This window comes from Photorhabdus akhurstii (assembly GCF_019090985.1).
GTDB lineage: Bacteria > Pseudomonadota > Gammaproteobacteria > Enterobacterales > Enterobacteriaceae > Photorhabdus > Photorhabdus akhurstii.
Window position 1 is genome coordinate 1315436 of the sequence record NZ_CP020335.1, and the last position, 16613, is coordinate 1332048.

Sequence of the window (16613 nt, forward strand, 5' to 3'; positions counted from 1 at the left end):
ACAATTACTTTTCTGGTACCCAAGAACCCATCGCTTTACCATCTTTATCTATTTTTCTGTAATAGCGCTTATCAACAAACCCTCGGTCATTATAAGTAATTTTATGTTCATGAGGTGGAACCTTACCTTTTTCATCATAACCCAACTCACCATGAGTTCTTTGCTGTCCATAATCCTCTCGGGAAAATGTACGTCCTTTACTATCATAATAAGTGATACTCCTCGTTCCATCCGCCCTGGATACTTCATAAATAGAATTAGGTGTTGATGTCTTCGGCGCCTTTCCAGAAGAAACAATAACATGCTCAGTGACTATCTTGTTTGTTGCTGGATTTATCAGCTTATCTTTTTTCCAGATGCTGTCCAAAATTACTTGAGCGATTTCCTTTTTGGCTAGCAGCAATGTTTTCTTTAACATTGTTAGCATCAATTATCGTTCCTTTTCCAACGCTGGTTTTACTATTAGACTGCCCCCTATTACTAGCTGCTCCTCCAATAGCCCCGACCGCGGTTTCCAGCACCATCAGGTTCCGCTGCTCTTCCTTCACGTACTGTGCCGCATCGGCTTTGGATAACCCGGCGTTTTCCAGCTCTTTTTGGCGCAGTTCCGTGTTAAAGAACCCAGAAAGTGGTCCACTACCGCCATTTAACCAACTGCTCTGCTCTGAACGCCCTAGCTTGTCATTGGCACGGTATCCCGATACCGCCAGTTCTTTACCCACCTCATGGTTGATAAAGGCCAGCTCTTCGCGGCTCAACTCGCCATTCAGCGCCATTTGTTTCAGGGTGTTGATGGTAGCATCACTGGCCTGCCGATATTCCGTCCAGACCCCTTTACGGCAACTGTCATCCTGACACGATGCCAGTTTACCGCGCATGTCCTCCACTGACGGCAAGCCTTTATCCAGAATGCGCTGGCTCAGCTCCTTAGCCTTGCCGCACGCTTCCGGTGACAGCGTGCGGCAATCGCCCAGATTTCGCGAGGCCAGCGCATTATTCTCAATAACAACGCATTCCATTGCGAAGTTGATTATCGAACACCGATTTTCCCAATGCACTCAGTCAGTTACAACCAATTTTTCCCTGTGTGGTTTAATGCTTGGCCCACAACGCCCCGACGCGACTTTTCAGCTCGATAAGCCATTTTGTCCCAGCGTAATGAACTTCACCTTTAGAGCTAGATGGCTGTCCAATATTTGGGGTATCGTTCCTTTAGTAGGATATTTGTCAATAAAAATCCTCTCTTTTAAATCTGATCCCTGTAGGAATAAGATCATCTTTTTCAAAATAAACAGTGCACTCTTTTTCGTGAAGGATTACTGAATAACCATATATAATCCCGTCTTCTTCACTAATACCTAAAACTACCCCCTTCAAGCCGATATATTCCTTATTCTTAGCACTAGATATAACTTCAACTTCTTGATAAAAATCTATTTTCATATTTATCACTTATGTGTAATTTTTCCATCAAGCGATACGTTCAGATGAGAGCCATCACGAGTAGCCCAACTTAGTTGGGACTTACCGGTACGAGATAGCTGCACATCCCACTCGAATGATTGCCCCGTAGTACGTGAAGCCCCCTTAACCCATTCATTTCCGAATTTATCAATATAACCATTATTAGGTCCTCTTGGTAATGGCTGAGAGGGAGAATAATTTTCTGGCGGAACATAGCGAATTTTACCTTCCGTAGGAAGTTCAACATACTTAACTCTTGCCTTTGTTGACCAAGATTGCGATGAGCCAATAGTTCCAGAAGGATTAAAAGGAGGCTCTTCAACATAGGATAAAGCTGACCCATTTTTTTCCACAGAAGCAGCACCCAACGGTTTACCGCCTCCAGCAGGTAACTCTTTCACCGGGGAAAACAAACCGGTCATTACGCCTGCCAGATTCTCAAGTGCTTTTTGATCACCTTGTGAGGCTTTAATGGCCGTATCCTTAATACCATTCCATGCTTCACCGTTCACAAGGGAATTAAAGGCATTGGCAACAGCCTGATCTTTCTTACTCAGATCACTTTTTGCCTGTTCACAATAGTTACCGCCTGTTGCACAGGTCACTAAAGCCGCGGTTGCATCAAACGCCGTATCCCCGCCTGCCATCACAAAATCACCCGTTTCAGAAGCAAAAGTCAGTACACCATTAACCAACTGAGAAGCCGTATTTTCACCCAGTTTGTTACGAACCTGATCTTTCCAGTATTCAGCACTTTCCTTAACCGCTTTTCTAGCCTTATCACCTGATAACGAGTTATTCTCAACAACAACGCATTCCATTGCGAAGTTGATTACCGAACGCCGATTTTCCTAATACCCTCAGTCAGTTACACCCCGTTTTTTCCGATGTACGTTCACCGCCGAACCCAAAACCCCCTGACGCGCTTTTCGCTTCCGAAGGCCGGTTTTTCCCGCCGCGCTCTGGTCAGTGTAGCGCCTTTTTCGGCAACGGGCGAACGTCGCCCAACTTGTTTGGGCGGCGGGCGTCCGTTCTGCGGGCGCGGGCGGCAGAGAGCCCGCAAGCGGCGCCTCTGCGACGCTCTGAGGCACTGTGGCTTCGGTTTGCAATGACCTTGCATGACCACGCGATTTTGTTCAGGGAAGCCCCTGGGGGCTGCACGGGGCGGAGATGGCGAGCACGGGGACGAGCAACGGAGCGCAGCGCAGTGCGAGCCGCGCGCAGCCAGTGCAGCAGGGTTGGGGCGGGGGGACGTTAATTAACGGAGGCCGCAGGCCGACCTGCCTTCAGGGGTGTTGGCCGGACGTTGGCACGGCAGCTAAAGAAGAACTCAGGGTTGCCGATGTCCGGCTCAGTCGGTTAGAGCATAAGGCGCAGCCTTGTGCGCCACTCCCCGCAATGCCGACCCGCGGGGGCGCAAGACATAATGCCAATTATACGCATTAAGCCGCTCATCAATGCTCAGGCGGTTGCCCGGGCTCACCGGCGCAGTGCGTATAATTCCCCCGCATTATGTTGAATAGGCGTTGGGCGGCCTGTACCAGCTCAACGGGGACGCCGGGGCTTGCGCCGCCTGACGACTATTTACCCCCGCGTGCGCCAGGGCTGACGGGCAGTCCGGCCACGGTCTGCCCCCACACCGAACCCGCCCAGCTTAACGGGGGCGGGCGGACGGTCAGCGGGTATCGGGGGTTCAGGTCAGCTCTGGGCTGTCCGGCGACGTGTCGGTGTCGGCGTTATCGTCGGCGTACAGGTCGGCCAGTAAACCCACTTCATCGGCGTCGCTGACTTTTTCGTCGGCCATTTGCTCCGCCGGGTGGGTGCTGGCGTGTACCGCCTGCAAGGCCCGGATAGAGACCTGCGTATACACCTGGGTGGATTCCACGCTGGCATGGCCTAACATGGCCTGTATCCAGCGCAGGTCCGCCCCGTTCTCCAGCATCTGGGTTGCCATCGCGTGCCGGAACAGGTGGCAGGCACCTTTTTTCTCGATGCCGGCGGCCCGGATATAGCCGCTCACGGCATTCGTGATACCGTTCGGCTGCAACCCGTCCAGACCGTCCATCGCCACGAACAGCGATTGAAGGTCCGGGGTGACCAGCAGTTGCGGGCGGACCTGTTGCTGATAGAACTGGAGCCAGCTTAAAGCCCGTTCGCCGAGGGGCAACACCCGGTCTTTATTGCCCTTGCCCTGCCGGATGGTCACGGTTTTGCGTGACCCGTCAATGCTGTAGATATCGAGCCGGGCCGCTTCACTGCGCCGTATCCCCGTTGACCAGAGCAGCTCCATCAGGGCCCGGTCGCGCGCGCCCTGCAACGTATGCGGGTCAGGCAGCGACAGGATATGCTCGATTTCATCAATGCTCAGGATATACTTTGGCAGCCGTTTTTCTTCCCGCGGCAACTCAATGTCCGCTGCCGGGTTCGCCAGTATCAGATTCTGTTTCGTCAGCCATTTGAACCACACCTGTAACGGCTGCAACTGCGTGCGCTGGGTGCGGATGCTCAGCGGCTCTCCGTTGGTCTTGCGGTACTGGTACAGATAACGCTGGTAACGCTCCAGTATCGGCCGGGTGATATCCGCGGCATAGTACAGGCCCCGTTCCGTGGCCCACAGGATAAAGCGATAGGTGTGATGGGTCTGTACTTTCAGCGTGGTTTCCGACCAGTTCCGCTCCTGCCGCCATGCCACGAAGCGCAGCAGCAGCGCATACAGGCTTTTTGGGTCATGTGCCGGACCGACAGGCTGACGGTAGACGTCATCGACGGTCAGGAGACTTCCTTTGCGCGGTTTACGGTTTGCCATGATTAACCTCCGTTTCGGATTGGGAATGGGCGGCTGAGGCAGCGGGCGGTGGGGCCTTTTGCGTTTTATGTCTGTTAACCGTTTTCTTTCCGGCTCCGCCCGGTTCTGTTGTTAAGCCTTGTGCTGTCTGTGCTGAGGCCGGATTTTGTCTGTCCGGCTGTGTACCGACCTGGGGCCGACCTGTACCCGACTGAACACCCTCTGACCCCGACCGGAACGCCTTGCCCGCAACAGCGTCATTCGCCATTTCTGTTTCTTCGGGCAGGGGGATTGAAGCCGGTTTTTTTTCTGCCTTAATAGCCGTTTTTTGTTTTACCCCGGCCACTTCCGCCGATAAGTCTGGTGTTGCCTGCCCTGAGGCCGGATTTTGACTGACCGACTGACTGCCGACCCTGCCCCGACCTGTGCCCGACTGAACATCCTCTGACCCCGACCGGAACGCATCACCTGCCGTTTCTGACTGGGATTCCGTCATCTCCAGTAACCCGCACAGATGTGGTTGCCCAGTATCTTCACCATCCCACAGCAGCGTATATTCGTAGGTCAGCCCGCGGCGATGCAGCAACAGGTATTCCATTTCTAGCAACCGCGCCAGATGCACTTTCAGTTGCGTATCGCCCCAGTGCAGAGCGGCCCGAATATCCCGCCGGGTAAAATGCAGTTCATCGACCCTGACCGCCTGTTGTCCGGCGGTTTCCCGTACCCACTCCTGTATTAATAACAACAGCTTACGCGTCTGCGGCGGCATTTCATCCAGTGTGCGCCCCAGAACTTCATGTGCCAGTTGGTTAGCGAGCTGGATATCGTCTTTCGTCACTTCGATATATTCAATCACCTGCCCGCGATGCGTGGTTTTCTTGATTTCCCGTTGGTACTGGTGCAGTAAGGCAATGGCCTGTATCAAGGTGAGGTATTTCATATGGTCGCGCCGCATCCGGGTTTTGTCTGACAGGAACGTCAGTTGATGGGCGTAAGGATTGACCACTTTCAGCGGCCTTAACAGGCGCTGGGCGTTCTGGTGTAACTGTGTCAGATAGCTTTTCTCCGAGTCAGCCAGCAACCCTGCCAGTGTCTGACGGTGCCGTTGCATCGCGTGGATGGCTTGCGTCTGCTCGCGCGATTCGTTGACCGTCAGCACCAGACAGCGGTTCAGCAGCTCTTCATCCACATCAATGGCCGTCGTCGTTAACATCAGCATCACCGGGCCCTGTACCTTGTATTCCCGCGTCACCAGCTCGCCGCTCTGTTCGTTTTTGCCGGTGCTGGCGATTTTCAGCTCGCCGTCGGACTGCAACAGTTTCAGGGCATAGGCCGCCTGCCGCACGCCTTCTTCTTCGGCTATCGCCAGTATTTTGTGTTGCAGGCTGGTTTCTCCCAGATAGTAGAGGCTCTGCCCGGTCATTGCCGAGTACTGGATACGCTCCTCTTCCGGCATCAGGTTCAGCACCGCCTCCATCAGGCTGCTCTTGCCTGCCGCGCTGCTGCTCTGGATTAACACGGCCAGCGGTTTATCCAGTTTGCGCGAGACTGCCGCCAGATACCCGGTCAGCAGATTGGTGGATTCGCCGACCACGCCACAGGCGGCCATGTCGTGGATAATCTGTTCTGTCAGGTTTGGCGATGTCAGCAACGCCAGCGCGGCGGCTTCGTCTTCCGCGCTGACCGTGACGGCCGTTGTCCCTGAGGCTTCGGCCTCCGCTCGCTGCTCGGCATCCTGTTGCTGCTCCAGCATCAGCAAGACCCGCCCGGCTTCGCGTTTGATGACCGACAGCTCGCATTCCAGCTCTTGCGCCGCCGTGCTGATGTAGTTCTGACGATGCCGCGCGTGATACATGTCCAGTGTATCCACATGGAACAGGCCGGACGTTTCATCCCGCACCTGCACATTGACTTTCATCACATCGGGTACCGGCGATTTCTTCATCCCCCGTACCCGCCAGACCCGGGGGCCGCTTTTCATCAACAGTTCACCGCAGGCCGTGCGCTCACAGGGCACGGGTGCAACGGTCAGCTCAGGCAGGGCGGCTAAAGAAGAGGATTCAGCCACACCGGCACTTTGGGGCTTTTCCGTCACACTCGGCGAGACGGGCCGCTCATGGCTGAACACCGCGCCCGGCGCGGTTCCCTGTCCCAGCCAGACCGCCTGTTGCAACGCCAGCCCCAGCGCATGTTCGGCATTGCCGCTTTTCAGCGCATAGTCATTGGCATCCATGCCCGGCGGGAACTGCACCCGCCATGCCTCGATACCGGCTTCCAGTAAATCAGCCGCCACATTAGCCGCGCCACGGTCTCCGGCCTCATCGCGGTCAAAGGCAATCAGCACCCGTTTCACGCCGTGATACTGCAAGGCTTCGAGGGACTCACGGTTAAACCCGTTCACCCCGAACGCGGCAATCACGTTGCGGAACCCGGCACACCAGAACGTCATGGCATCGATCAGCGCTTCGCACAGGATAATTTCCGCAGCGGCTTTCATCGCTGCCTCATTCCAGACCCCGGCCAGGGGTGAGGACAGGTACAGATGCTTTGGGCTGTCTTTCAGGACTTTGTAATCCGGCTGGGTTCGGCGGCCATACAGTTGCAGCACCCGCCCGCGGCTGGCCACACTGGCCGATTCGGCCCAGCCGATTATTGGCACCACGACGCAGCCCCGGAAGTGGTCCTGCCGGGTGGTCGTACGCAACACGCCCAGCCCCGACAGCTTGCCGCGCAACTGCTGACCTTCCTGACTGTCTTTGGACGGCAACAACCCCGCGGAACCGCTGATACCGTGATGGCCCGCATACCCCAGCTTAAAGTGACTGACCAGTTCAGGATGATGCAGTCCGCGTCGTGCCAGCCAGGCTTGGGCTTCCGGTGATGCCAGTAAGTTCTGATGATAAAAATCAATCACCTGATGCAACAGCGCCTGCCCGTCATCGTCCAGGTCGGCCAGTTTCGGGCGCGGCAGGGGGGCCGCCTGTGATCCCGGCGGGGCGGCTAAAGAAGAAGCGGCCATAACTGCATTGTCCATATCCGGCAACCCGGCCAGCTCCCGCAGCCGGCGGATAGCGATTTTCAGCGTCACCCCTTCCGTTTGTATCACCCAGTCCAGTACCGACCCCGCGGCGCCACAGCCAAAGCAGTGATACAGGTTCTTGGCAGGCGATATCACCATTGAGGGCGTTTTCTCGTGATGGAACGGACAGCGCAGCACATAATCCTCACCGCGTTTTTTCATCGCACGGCCTTGCTTACGCGCCAGCCCCAGCAACGAGACGGTTTGCTTTAAACGGGCTAAATCGGTATCGGGAATGCGGGTCATCAATGACCTCCTGTAAAAACCTGTCAATAGACATTGTAGTAGCATTAATATGAGACTATAATATAGCCATTGAGTCAAGCAATTAAAAAGGAGGGCTTACAATGCACATCTCATTACCGAACTGGATTTGTGAGGAAGATATGCAACTGTTTGCCAAGCGACTAAAGGAAGCCAGAGAAGCCCGTAAAATGACACAGGCCAGACTCGCTGAACTGCTCAATGTCGATCGCCGGGTGTATAACCGTTGGGAACGGGGGGCTTCTGTTCCCCAACTAGATGCTGTGGTCAGGATCGCTCAGGTATTACAGAGTAGCCTGGATGCACTCGTCGGGCTGGAACCGATGACACCACCACAGATACATAATCCCCGTTTACAGGCGCTCGTGACTCAGATGGATTCGCTTTCGGATGAAGATCAGCAGGCGCTGATTGTGTTAATGGACAGTTTACTTAAACGTTCAAAGATGACGCAGTTACTGACATCGTAGAAGGCATTTGCTACAGAAGAGACGACTTTTATCGACGCAGCATTACCGGGCTGCCACCCGGATAACGCTGCTAACCACAACCCACTATCAGAGGTAGTTAGCTATGGCTGAACGCGATTGTAATGTAAATTCAGGCAGTTCGAAAGCGCAACGCCGCTATAAGGTCGGCTATATCAGCCGATGTCACGCTGACCGGAACACCGGCATGACCCGCTATTACAGCCAGCATCCCAGCTTGCATCTTAAAGGTAACTGGCTGGAAGAAGCGGGCTTTGTGACCGGGCAGCCAGTGCAGGTCAGTGTTGAGCACGGACAGTTGATTATCCGGCTCGTTGAGAACAGCTAACCGTTAAAGGGAAAATCCCAGCGCTTGGCTGGGATCTTAACGCTATTTATACAACCTTAATTAGCAAAGCCTCACTTGTTACTCTGCTTGCTGATCCATTTTATAACGCACTGATTCTTCCTTTGCTAATTCTAGCCACTCATCAAAATTATTAAGGCTCCCTCTATCTTCCCACCCAGTTGACGCAAAAGCATGGATAAAAAATACTTTTGGATCACCTGAGACATCAAAGCCATCAAAGCAAGCAATATCATCAGAATAAGATATTTTTGCAAATGGTATGAGTTGCCTTTCTGGAAATTGCGTATTCATTTCAGACAACCAGTATTTAGCGAACTTTTCAAATTCGCACAAAAACCACCAAGGTTCTAAATCCAAAATAGATTCTTGAGTTACTATTTCCAAAAAATGCGATGGAAAATTAAATCCTTTTGGTAGCTCTTCTGGTGAATATAAGTAACATGACATAATAAATTAATCCTTTGATTTTCCAGTTATTCTAGGGGGAGCATCAGAACCATAGGGGTTATTTTTACTAAAACCACCAGTTTGCTTATTAATCCGTCCTGTTATTGCCTCTCCCCAAGTTTTAGGCTCAAGTCCTCTTCTGGGGTCAGAAAACCTGATTGATTCTGCTGGAGTTAATTTATCATCGAAGCTGCGAACATTAGCCTTAATATCAATACCCGCTTCTCTCGCAGCAGTTATACGAGTGTTATCCATACTGGTAAATTTCCCATCAGGCATTTTTACAACATCAACAGGGTCCCCTTTCCAACCATCTTTTTTCATACCTGAAACAAGATCATCATAACTGTATTTCACACCACTTCCTCTTTCGGTTTTATTATATGAAACCGTGTTCTGTGAGAATCTGATTTCATTAGGATTAAACGTCGAGATGTTGCCTGTCGCACCTTTTGACGCATTATTAGGCTGATTTGCAGATGCGTTATTTCCTTTTGCTCCCACATTAGCAGTTTGGTTAGGCTGTACTTGAGTAGCTTCCCCCGGGACGCTTTTATCAACATTATTTTTTGATGATACAGGTGATGGCTTCGCCTGAATCTTATTATTGGCTGCGCCTCCAATAGCTCCGACCGCAGTCTCCAGCAGCAACAGGTTACGCTGCTCTTCCTGCACGTACTGCGCCGCATCGGCTTTGGATAACCCGGCGTTTTCCAGCTCTTTTTGGCGCAGTTCCGTGTTAAAGAACCCGGAGAGGGGTCCGCTGCCGCCATTTAGCCAACTGCTCTGCTCTGAACGCCCCAGCTTGTCATTGGCACGGTAACCTGAAACAGCCAGCTCCTTACCCAGCTCATGGTTGATGAATGCCAGTTCTTCGCGGCTCAACTCACCACTCAACGCCATCTGTTTCAGGCTGTTGATGGTCGCATCACTGGCCTGCCGGTATTCTGCCCAGACCCCTTTACGGCAACGGTCATCCTGACACGATGCCAGTTTACCGCGCATGTCTTCAACCGACGGCAGACCTTTATCCAGAATCCGCTGGCTCAGTTCTTTGGCCTTACCACAGGCTTCCGGTGACAGCGTGCGGCAATCGCCCAGATTTCGGGAGGCCAGCGCATTATTCTCAATAACAACGCATTCCATTGCGAAGTTGATTACCGAACGCCGATTTTCCTAATACCCTCAGTCAGTTACACCCCGTTTTTTCCGATGTACGTTCACCGCCGAACCCAAAACCCCCTGACGCGCTTTTCGCTTCCGAAGGCCGGTTTTTCCCGCCGCGCTCTGGTCAGTGTAGCGCCTTTTTCGGCAACGGGCGAACGTCGCCCAACTTGTTTGGGCGGCGGGCGTCCGTTCTGCGGGCGCGGGCGGCAGAGAGCCCGCAAGCGGCGCCTCTGCGACGCTCTGAGGCACTGTGGCTTCGGTTTGCAATGACCTTGCATGACCACGCGATTTTGTTCAGGGAAGCCCCTGGGGGCTGCACGGGGCGGAGATGGCGAGCACGGGGACGAGCAACGGAGCGCAGCGCAGTGCGAGCCGCGCGCAGCCAGTGCAGCAGGGTTGGGGCGGGGGGACGTTAATTAACGGAGGCCGCAGGCCGACCTGCCTTCAGGGGTGTTGGCCGGACGTTGGCACGGCAGCTAAAGAAGAACTCAGGGTTGCCGATGTCCGGCTCAGTCGGTTAGAGCATAAGGCGCAGCCTTGTGCGCCACTCCCCGCAATGCCGACCCGCGGGGGCGCAAGACATAATGCCAATTATACGCATTAAGCCGCTCATCAATGCTCAGGCGGTTGCCCGGGCTCACCGGCGCAGTGCGTATAATTCCCCCGCATTATGTTGAATAGGCGTTGGGCGGCCTGTACCAGCTCAACGGGGACGCCGGGGCTTGCGCCGCCTGACGACTATTTACCCCCGCGTGCGCCAGGGCTGACGGGCAGTCCGGCCACGGTCTGCCCCCACACCGAACCCGCCCAGCTTAACGGGGGCGGGCGGACGGTCAGCGGGTATCGGGGGTTCAGGTCAGCTCTGGGCTGTCCGGCGACGTGTCGGTGTCGGCGTTATCGTCGGCGTACAGGTCGGCCAGTAAACCCACTTCATCGGCGTCGCTGACTTTTTCGTCGGCCATTTGCTCCGCCGGGTGGGTGCTGGCGTGTACCGCCTGCAAGGCCCGGATAGAGACCTGCGTATACACCTGGGTGGATTCCACGCTGGCATGGCCTAACATGGCCTGTATCCAGCGCAGGTCCGCCCCGTTCTCCAGCATCTGGGTTGCCATCGCGTGCCGGAACAGGTGGCAGGCACCTTTTTTCTCGATGCCGGCGGCCCGGATATAGCCGCTCACGGCATTCGTGATACCGTTCGGCTGCAACCCGTCCAGACCGTCCATCGCCACGAACAGCGATTGAAGGTCCGGGGTGACCAGCAGTTGCGGGCGGACCTGTTGCTGATAGAACTGGAGCCAGCTTAAAGCCCGTTCGCCGAGGGGCAACACCCGGTCTTTATTGCCCTTGCCCTGCCGGATGGTCACGGTTTTGCGTGACCCGTCAATGCTGTAGATATCGAGCCGGGCCGCTTCACTGCGCCGTATCCCCGTTGACCAGAGCAGCTCCATCAGGGCCCGGTCGCGCGCGCCCTGCAACGTATGCGGGTCAGGCAGCGACAGGATATGCTCGATTTCATCAATGCTCAGGATATACTTTGGCAGCCGTTTTTCTTCCCGCGGCAACTCAATGTCCGCTGCCGGGTTCGCCAGTATCAGATTCTGTTTCGTCAGCCATTTGAACCACACCTGTAACGGCTGCAACTGCGTGCGCTGGGTGCGGATGCTCAGCGGCTCTCCGTTGGTCTTGCGGTACTGGTACAGATAACGCTGGTAACGCTCCAGTATCGGCCGGGTGATATCCGCGGCATAGTACAGGCCCCGTTCCGTGGCCCACAGGATAAAGCGATAGGTGTGATGGGTCTGTACTTTCAGCGTGGTTTCCGACCAGTTCCGCTCCTGCCGCCATGCCACGAAGCGCAGCAGCAGCGCATACAGGCTTTTTGGGTCATGTGCCGGACCGACAGGCTGACGGTAGACGTCATCGACGGTCAGGAGACTTCCTTTGCGCGGTTTACGGTTTGCCATGATTAACCTCCGTTTCGGATTGGGAATGGGCGGCTGAGGCAGCGGGCGGTGGGGCCTTTTGCGTTTTATGTCTGTTAACCGTTTTCTTTCCGGCTCCGCCCGGTTCTGTTGTTAAGCCTTGTGCTGTCTGTGCTGAGGCCGGATTTTGTCTGTCCGGCTGTGTACCGACCTGGGGCCGACCTGTACCCGACTGAACACCCTCTGACCCCGACCGGAACGCCTTGCCCGCAACAGCGTCATTCGCCATTTCTGTTTCTTCGGGCAGGGGGATTGAAGCCGGTTTTTTTTCTGCCTTAATAGCCGTTTTTTGTTTTACCCCGGCCACTTCCGCCGATAAGTCTGGTGTTGCCTGCCCTGAGGCCGGATTTTGACTGACCGACTGACTGCCGACCCTGCCCCGACCTGTGCCCGACTGAACATCCTCTGACCCCGACCGGAACGCATCACCTGCCGTTTCTGACTGGGATTCCGTCATCTCCAGTAACCCGCACAGATGTGGTTGCCCAGTATCTTCACCATCCCACAGCAGCGTATATTCGTAGGTCAGCCCGCGGCGATGCAGCAACAGGTATTCCATTTCTAGCAACCGCGCCAGATGCACTTTCAGTTGCGTATCGCCCCAGTGCAGAGCGGCCCGAATATCCCGCCGGGTAAAATGCAGTTCATCGACCCTGACCGCCTGTTGTCCGGCGGTTTCCCGTACCCACTCCTGTATTAATAACAACAGCTTACGCGTCTGCGGCGGCATTTCATCCAGTGTGCGCCCCAGAACTTCATGTGCCAGTTGGTTAGCGAGCTGGATATCGTCTTTCGTCACTTCGATATATTCAATCACCTGCCCGCGATGCGTGGTTTTCTTGATTTCCCGTTGGTACTGGTGCAGTAAGGCAATGGCCTGTATCAAGGTGAGGTATTTCATATGGTCGCGCCGCATCCGGGTTTTGTCTGACAGGAACGTCAGTTGATGGGCGTAAGGATTGACCACTTTCAGCGGCCTTAACAGGCGCTGGGCGTTCTGGTGTAACTGTGTCAGATAGCTTTTCTCCGAGTCAGCCAGCAACCCTGCCAGTGTCTGACGGTGCCGTTGCATCGCGTGGATGGCTTGCGTCTGCTCGCGCGATTCGTTGACCGTCAGCACCAGACAGCGGTTCAGCAGCTCTTCATCCACATCAATGGCCGTCGTCGTTAACATCAGCATCACCGGGCCCTGTACCTTGTATTCCCGCGTCACCAGCTCGCCGCTCTGTTCGTTTTTGCCGGTGCTGGCGATTTTCAGCTCGCCGTCGGACTGCAACAGTTTCAGGGCATAGGCCGCCTGCCGCACGCCTTCTTCTTCGGCTATCGCCAGTATTTTGTGTTGCAGGCTGGTTTCTCCCAGATAGTAGAGGCTCTGCCCGGTCATTGCCGAGTACTGGATACGCTCCTCTTCCGGCATCAGGTTCAGCACCGCCTCCATCAGGCTGCTCTTGCCTGCCGCGCTGCTGCTCTGGATTAACACGGCCAGCGGTTTATCCAGTTTGCGCGAGACTGCCGCCAGATACCCGGTCAGCAGATTGGTGGATTCGCCGACCACGCCACAGGCGGCCATGTCGTGGATAATCTGTTCTGTCAGGTTTGGCGATGTCAGCAACGCCAGCGCGGCGGCTTCGTCTTCCGCGCTGACCGTGACGGCCGTTGTCCCTGAGGCTTCGGCCTCCGCTCGCTGCTCGGCATCCTGTTGCTGCTCCAGCATCAGCAAGACCCGCCCGGCTTCGCGTTTGATGACCGACAGCTCGCATTCCAGCTCTTGCGCCGCCGTGCTGATGTAGTTCTGACGATGCCGCGCGTGATACATGTCCAGTGTATCCACATGGAACAGGCCGGACGTTTCATCCCGCACCTGCACATTGACTTTCATCACATCGGGTACCGGCGATTTCTTCATCCCCCGTACCCGCCAGACCCGGGGGCCGCTTTTCATCAACAGTTCACCGCAGGCCGTGCGCTCACAGGGCACGGGTGCAACGGTCAGCTCAGGCAGGGCGGCTAAAGAAGAGGATTCAGCCACACCGGCACTTTGGGGCTTTTCCGTCACACTCGGCGAGACGGGCCGCTCATGGCTGAACACCGCGCCCGGCGCGGTTCCCTGTCCCAGCCAGACCGCCTGTTGCAACGCCAGCCCCAGCGCATGTTCGGCATTGCCGCTTTTCAGCGCATAGTCATTGGCATCCATGCCCGGCGGGAACTGCACCCGCCATGCCTCGATACCGGCTTCCAGTAAATCAGCCGCCACATTAGCCGCGCCACGGTCTCCGGCCTCATCGCGGTCAAAGGCAATCAGCACCCGTTTCACGCCGTGATACTGCAAGGCTTCGAGGGACTCACGGTTAAACCCGTTCACCCCGAACGCGGCAATCACGTTGCGGAACCCGGCACACCAGAACGTCATGGCATCGATCAGCGCTTCGCACAGGATAATTTCCGCAGCGGCTTTCATCGCTGCCTCATTCCAGACCCCGGCCAGGGGTGAGGACAGGTACAGATGCTTTGGGCTGTCTTTCAGGACTTTGTAATCCGGCTGGGTTCGGCGGCCATACAGTTGCAGCACCCGCCCGCGGCTGGCCACACTGGCCGATTCGGCCCAGCCGATTATTGGCACCACGACGCAGCCCCGGAAGTGGTCCTGCCGGGTGGTCGTACGCAACACGCCCAGCCCCGACAGCTTGCCGCGCAACTGCTGACCTTCCTGACTGTCTTTGGACGGCAACAACCCCGCGGAACCGCTGATACCGTGATGGCCCGCATACCCCAGCTTAAAGTGACTGACCAGTTCAGGATGATGCAGTCCGCGTCGTGCCAGCCAGGCTTGGGCTTCCGGTGATGCCAGTAAGTTCTGATGATAAAAATCAATCACCTGATGCAACAGCGCCTGCCCGTCATCGTCCAGGTCGGCCAGTTTCGGGCGCGGCAGGGGGGCCGCCTGTGATCCCGGCGGGGCGGCTAAAGAAGAAGCGGCCATAACTGCATTGTCCATATCCGGCAACCCGGCCAGCTCCCGCAGCCGGCGGATAGCGATTTTCAGCGTCACCCCTTCCGTTTGTATCACCCAGTCCAGTACCGACCCCGCGGCGCCACAGCCAAAGCAGTGATACAGGTTCTTGGCAGGCGATATCACCATTGAGGGCGTTTTCTCGTGATGGAACGGACAGCGCAGCACATAATCCTCACCGCGTTTTTTCATCGCACGGCCTTGCTTACGCGCCAGCCCCAGCAACGAGACGGTTTGCTTTAAACGGGCTAAATCGGTATCGGGAATGCGGGTCATCAATGACCTCCTGTAAAAACCTGTCAATAGACATTGTAGTAGCATTAATATGAGACTATAATATAGCCATTGAGTCAAGCAATTAAAAAGGAGGGCTTACAATGCACATCTCATTACCGAACTGGATTTGTGAGGAAGATATGCAACTGTTTGCCAAGCGACTAAAGGAAGCCAGAGAAGCCCGTAAAATGACACAGGCCAGACTCGCTGAACTGCTCAATGTCGATCGCCGGGTGTATAACCGTTGGGAACGGGGGCTTCTGTTCCCCAACTAGATGCTGTGGTCAGGATCGCTCAGGTATTACAGAGTAGCCTGGATGCACTCGTCGGGCTGGAACCGATGACACCACCACAGATACATAATCCCCGTTTACAGGCGCTCGTGACTCAGATGGATTCGCTTTCGGATGAAGATCAGCAGGCGCTGATTGTGTTAATGGACAGTTTACTTAAACGTTCAAAGATGACGCAGTTACTGACATCGTAGAAGGCATTTGCTACAGAAGAGACGACTTTTATCGACGCAGCATTACCGGGCTGCCACCCGGATAACGCTGCTAACCACAACCCACTATCAGAGGTAGTTAGCTATGGCTGAACGCGATTGTAATGTAAATTCAGGCAGTTCGAAAGCGCAACGCCGCTATAAGGTCGGCTATATCAGCCGATGTCACGCTGACCGGAACACCGGCATGACCCGCTATTACAGCCAGCATCCCAGCTTGCATCTTAAAGGTAACTGGCTGGAAGAAGCGGGCTTTGTGACCGGGCAGCCAGTGCAGGTCAGTGTTGAGCACGGACAGTTGATTATCCGGCTCGTTGAGAACAGCTAACCGTTAAAGGGAAAATCCCAGCGCTTGGCTGGGATCTTAACGCTATTTATACAACCTTAATTAGCAAAGCCTCACTTGTTACTCTGCTTGCTGATCCATTTTATAACGCACTGATTCTTCCTTTGCTAATTCTAGCCACTCATCAAAATTATTAAGGCTCCCTCTATCTTCCCACCCAGTTGACGCAAAAGCATGGATAAAAAATACTTTTGGATCACCTGAGACATCAAAGCCATCAAAGCAAGCAATATCATCAGAATAAGATATTTTTGCAAATGGTATGAGTTGCCTTTCTGGAAATTGCGTATTCATTTCAGACAACCAGTATTTAGCGAACTTTTCAAATTCGCACAAAAACCACCAAGGTTCTAAATCCAAAATAGATTCTTGAGTTACTATTTCCAAAAAATGCGATGGAAAATTAAATCCTTTTGGTAGCTCTTCTGGTGAATATAAGTAACATGACATA

Annotated in this window: 18 protein-coding genes; 7 read left to right on the top strand and 11 right to left on the bottom strand. The window is 54.7% G+C overall.

Annotated features, from left to right (window positions below):
- Window positions 1-4: 4 nt before the first annotated feature.
- The 4 genes from B0X70_RS05615 to B0X70_RS25670 form a co-directional block, all read right to left on the bottom strand.
- Window positions 5-367: a hypothetical protein gene (locus tag B0X70_RS05615; RefSeq protein WP_217471093.1), complete on the bottom strand. Its 363-nt coding sequence runs from the start codon at window positions 365-367 to the stop codon at window positions 5-7.
- Window positions 342-1019 carry a hypothetical protein gene (locus B0X70_RS05620; RefSeq protein WP_217471094.1) on the bottom strand — a complete coding sequence of 226 codons (678 nt, stop codon included), beginning with the start codon at window positions 1017-1019 and terminating at the stop codon, window positions 342-344. Before B0X70_RS05620 ends, B0X70_RS05615 begins: the two co-directional genes overlap by 26 nt.
- A 208-nt stretch (window positions 1020-1227) precedes the next feature.
- Complete coding sequence (locus B0X70_RS05625) at window positions 1228-1443, bottom strand: Imm31 family immunity protein (RefSeq protein WP_200868816.1); 216 nt, start codon at window positions 1441-1443, stop codon at window positions 1228-1230.
- A gap of 5 nt (window positions 1444-1448) precedes the next feature.
- Window positions 1449-2285, bottom strand: coding sequence for a polymorphic toxin type 17 domain-containing protein (locus tag B0X70_RS25670; protein ID WP_110086566.1), 837 nt, complete (start codon window positions 2283-2285; stop codon window positions 1449-1451).
- A 349-nt stretch (window positions 2286-2634) separates the two neighbouring features.
- Here B0X70_RS25670 and B0X70_RS05635 point away from each other — a divergent pair, with 349 nt between their 5' ends.
- Window positions 2635-2910, top strand: coding sequence for a hypothetical protein (locus B0X70_RS05635; protein WP_217471095.1), 276 nt, complete (start codon window positions 2635-2637; stop codon window positions 2908-2910).
- 247 nt (window positions 2911-3157) lie between these two features.
- Here B0X70_RS05635 and xerC (B0X70_RS05640) read toward each other — a convergent pair whose 3' ends face one another.
- The gene (gene xerC, locus B0X70_RS05640; protein ID WP_217471096.1) at window positions 3158-4270 is read right to left on the bottom strand and encodes a site-specific tyrosine recombinase XerC; all 1113 of its coding nucleotides are present in this window, start codon (window positions 4268-4270) and stop codon (window positions 3158-3160) included.
- Window positions 4257-7574, bottom strand: a complete 3318-nt coding sequence (locus B0X70_RS05645) for a CHC2 zinc finger domain-containing protein (RefSeq protein ID WP_217471097.1) — start codon at window positions 7572-7574, stop codon at window positions 4257-4259. The genes xerC (B0X70_RS05640) and B0X70_RS05645 overlap by 14 nt, the downstream gene beginning before the upstream one ends.
- A 101-nt stretch (window positions 7575-7675) precedes the next feature.
- Here B0X70_RS05645 and B0X70_RS05650 point away from each other — a divergent pair, with 101 nt between their 5' ends.
- Entirely contained in the window at window positions 7676-8062 is a 387-nt protein-coding gene (locus B0X70_RS05650; protein ID WP_217471098.1) for a helix-turn-helix transcriptional regulator, read from the top strand.
- A gap of 103 nt (window positions 8063-8165) precedes the next feature.
- Entirely contained in the window at window positions 8166-8408 is a 243-nt protein-coding gene (locus B0X70_RS05655; RefSeq protein ID WP_217471099.1) for a SymE family type I addiction module toxin, read from the top strand.
- Between the two features lie 78 nt (window positions 8409-8486).
- Here the strand turns inward: B0X70_RS05655 and B0X70_RS05660 are convergent, their stop codons facing one another.
- The gene (locus B0X70_RS05660; protein ID WP_217471100.1) at window positions 8487-8876 is read right to left on the bottom strand and encodes an SMI1/KNR4 family protein; all 390 of its coding nucleotides are present in this window, start codon (window positions 8874-8876) and stop codon (window positions 8487-8489) included.
- A gap of 6 nt (window positions 8877-8882) precedes the next feature.
- Window positions 8883-10022 carry a hypothetical protein gene (locus B0X70_RS25675; protein ID WP_217471101.1) on the bottom strand — a complete coding sequence of 380 codons (1140 nt, stop codon included), beginning with the start codon at window positions 10020-10022 and terminating at the stop codon, window positions 8883-8885.
- A gap of 349 nt (window positions 10023-10371) precedes the next feature.
- On the opposite strand from B0X70_RS25675, the gene B0X70_RS05670 reads away from it, so the two are divergent.
- Window positions 10372-10647, top strand: a complete 276-nt coding sequence (locus B0X70_RS05670) for a hypothetical protein (RefSeq protein ID WP_217471095.1) — start codon at window positions 10372-10374, stop codon at window positions 10645-10647.
- 247 nt (window positions 10648-10894) lie between these two features.
- Here the strand turns inward: B0X70_RS05670 and xerC (B0X70_RS05675) are convergent, their stop codons facing one another.
- Together xerC (B0X70_RS05675) and B0X70_RS05680 are read right to left on the bottom strand one after the other, a co-directional pair.
- The gene (gene xerC / locus B0X70_RS05675) at window positions 10895-12007 is read right to left on the bottom strand and encodes a site-specific tyrosine recombinase XerC (RefSeq protein WP_217471096.1); all 1113 of its coding nucleotides are present in this window, start codon (window positions 12005-12007) and stop codon (window positions 10895-10897) included.
- Window positions 11994-15311 carry a CHC2 zinc finger domain-containing protein gene (locus B0X70_RS05680; RefSeq protein WP_217471097.1) on the bottom strand — a complete coding sequence of 1106 codons (3318 nt, stop codon included), beginning with the start codon at window positions 15309-15311 and terminating at the stop codon, window positions 11994-11996. Before B0X70_RS05680 ends, xerC (B0X70_RS05675) begins: the two co-directional genes overlap by 14 nt.
- Window positions 15312-15412: 101 nt before the next feature.
- Here B0X70_RS05680 and B0X70_RS25020 point away from each other — a divergent pair, with 101 nt between their 5' ends.
- From B0X70_RS25020 to B0X70_RS05690, 3 genes are all read left to right on the top strand, one after another.
- The gene (locus B0X70_RS25020; RefSeq protein ID WP_246593446.1) at window positions 15413-15586 is read left to right on the top strand and encodes a helix-turn-helix domain-containing protein; all 174 of its coding nucleotides are present in this window, start codon (window positions 15413-15415) and stop codon (window positions 15584-15586) included.
- On the top strand, window positions 15556-15798 hold the full coding sequence (locus B0X70_RS25025) for a hypothetical protein (protein ID WP_246593447.1): 243 nt from the start codon (window positions 15556-15558) through the stop codon (window positions 15796-15798). The genes B0X70_RS25020 and B0X70_RS25025 overlap by 31 nt, the downstream gene beginning before the upstream one ends.
- A gap of 103 nt (window positions 15799-15901) precedes the next feature.
- On the top strand, window positions 15902-16144 hold the full coding sequence (locus tag B0X70_RS05690) for a SymE family type I addiction module toxin (protein ID WP_217471099.1): 243 nt from the start codon (window positions 15902-15904) through the stop codon (window positions 16142-16144).
- 78 nt (window positions 16145-16222) lie between these two features.
- Here the strand turns inward: B0X70_RS05690 and B0X70_RS05695 are convergent, their stop codons facing one another.
- Window positions 16223-16612, bottom strand: coding sequence for an SMI1/KNR4 family protein (locus B0X70_RS05695; RefSeq protein WP_217471100.1), 390 nt, complete (start codon window positions 16610-16612; stop codon window positions 16223-16225).
- Window position 16613: the final 1 nt, after the last annotated feature.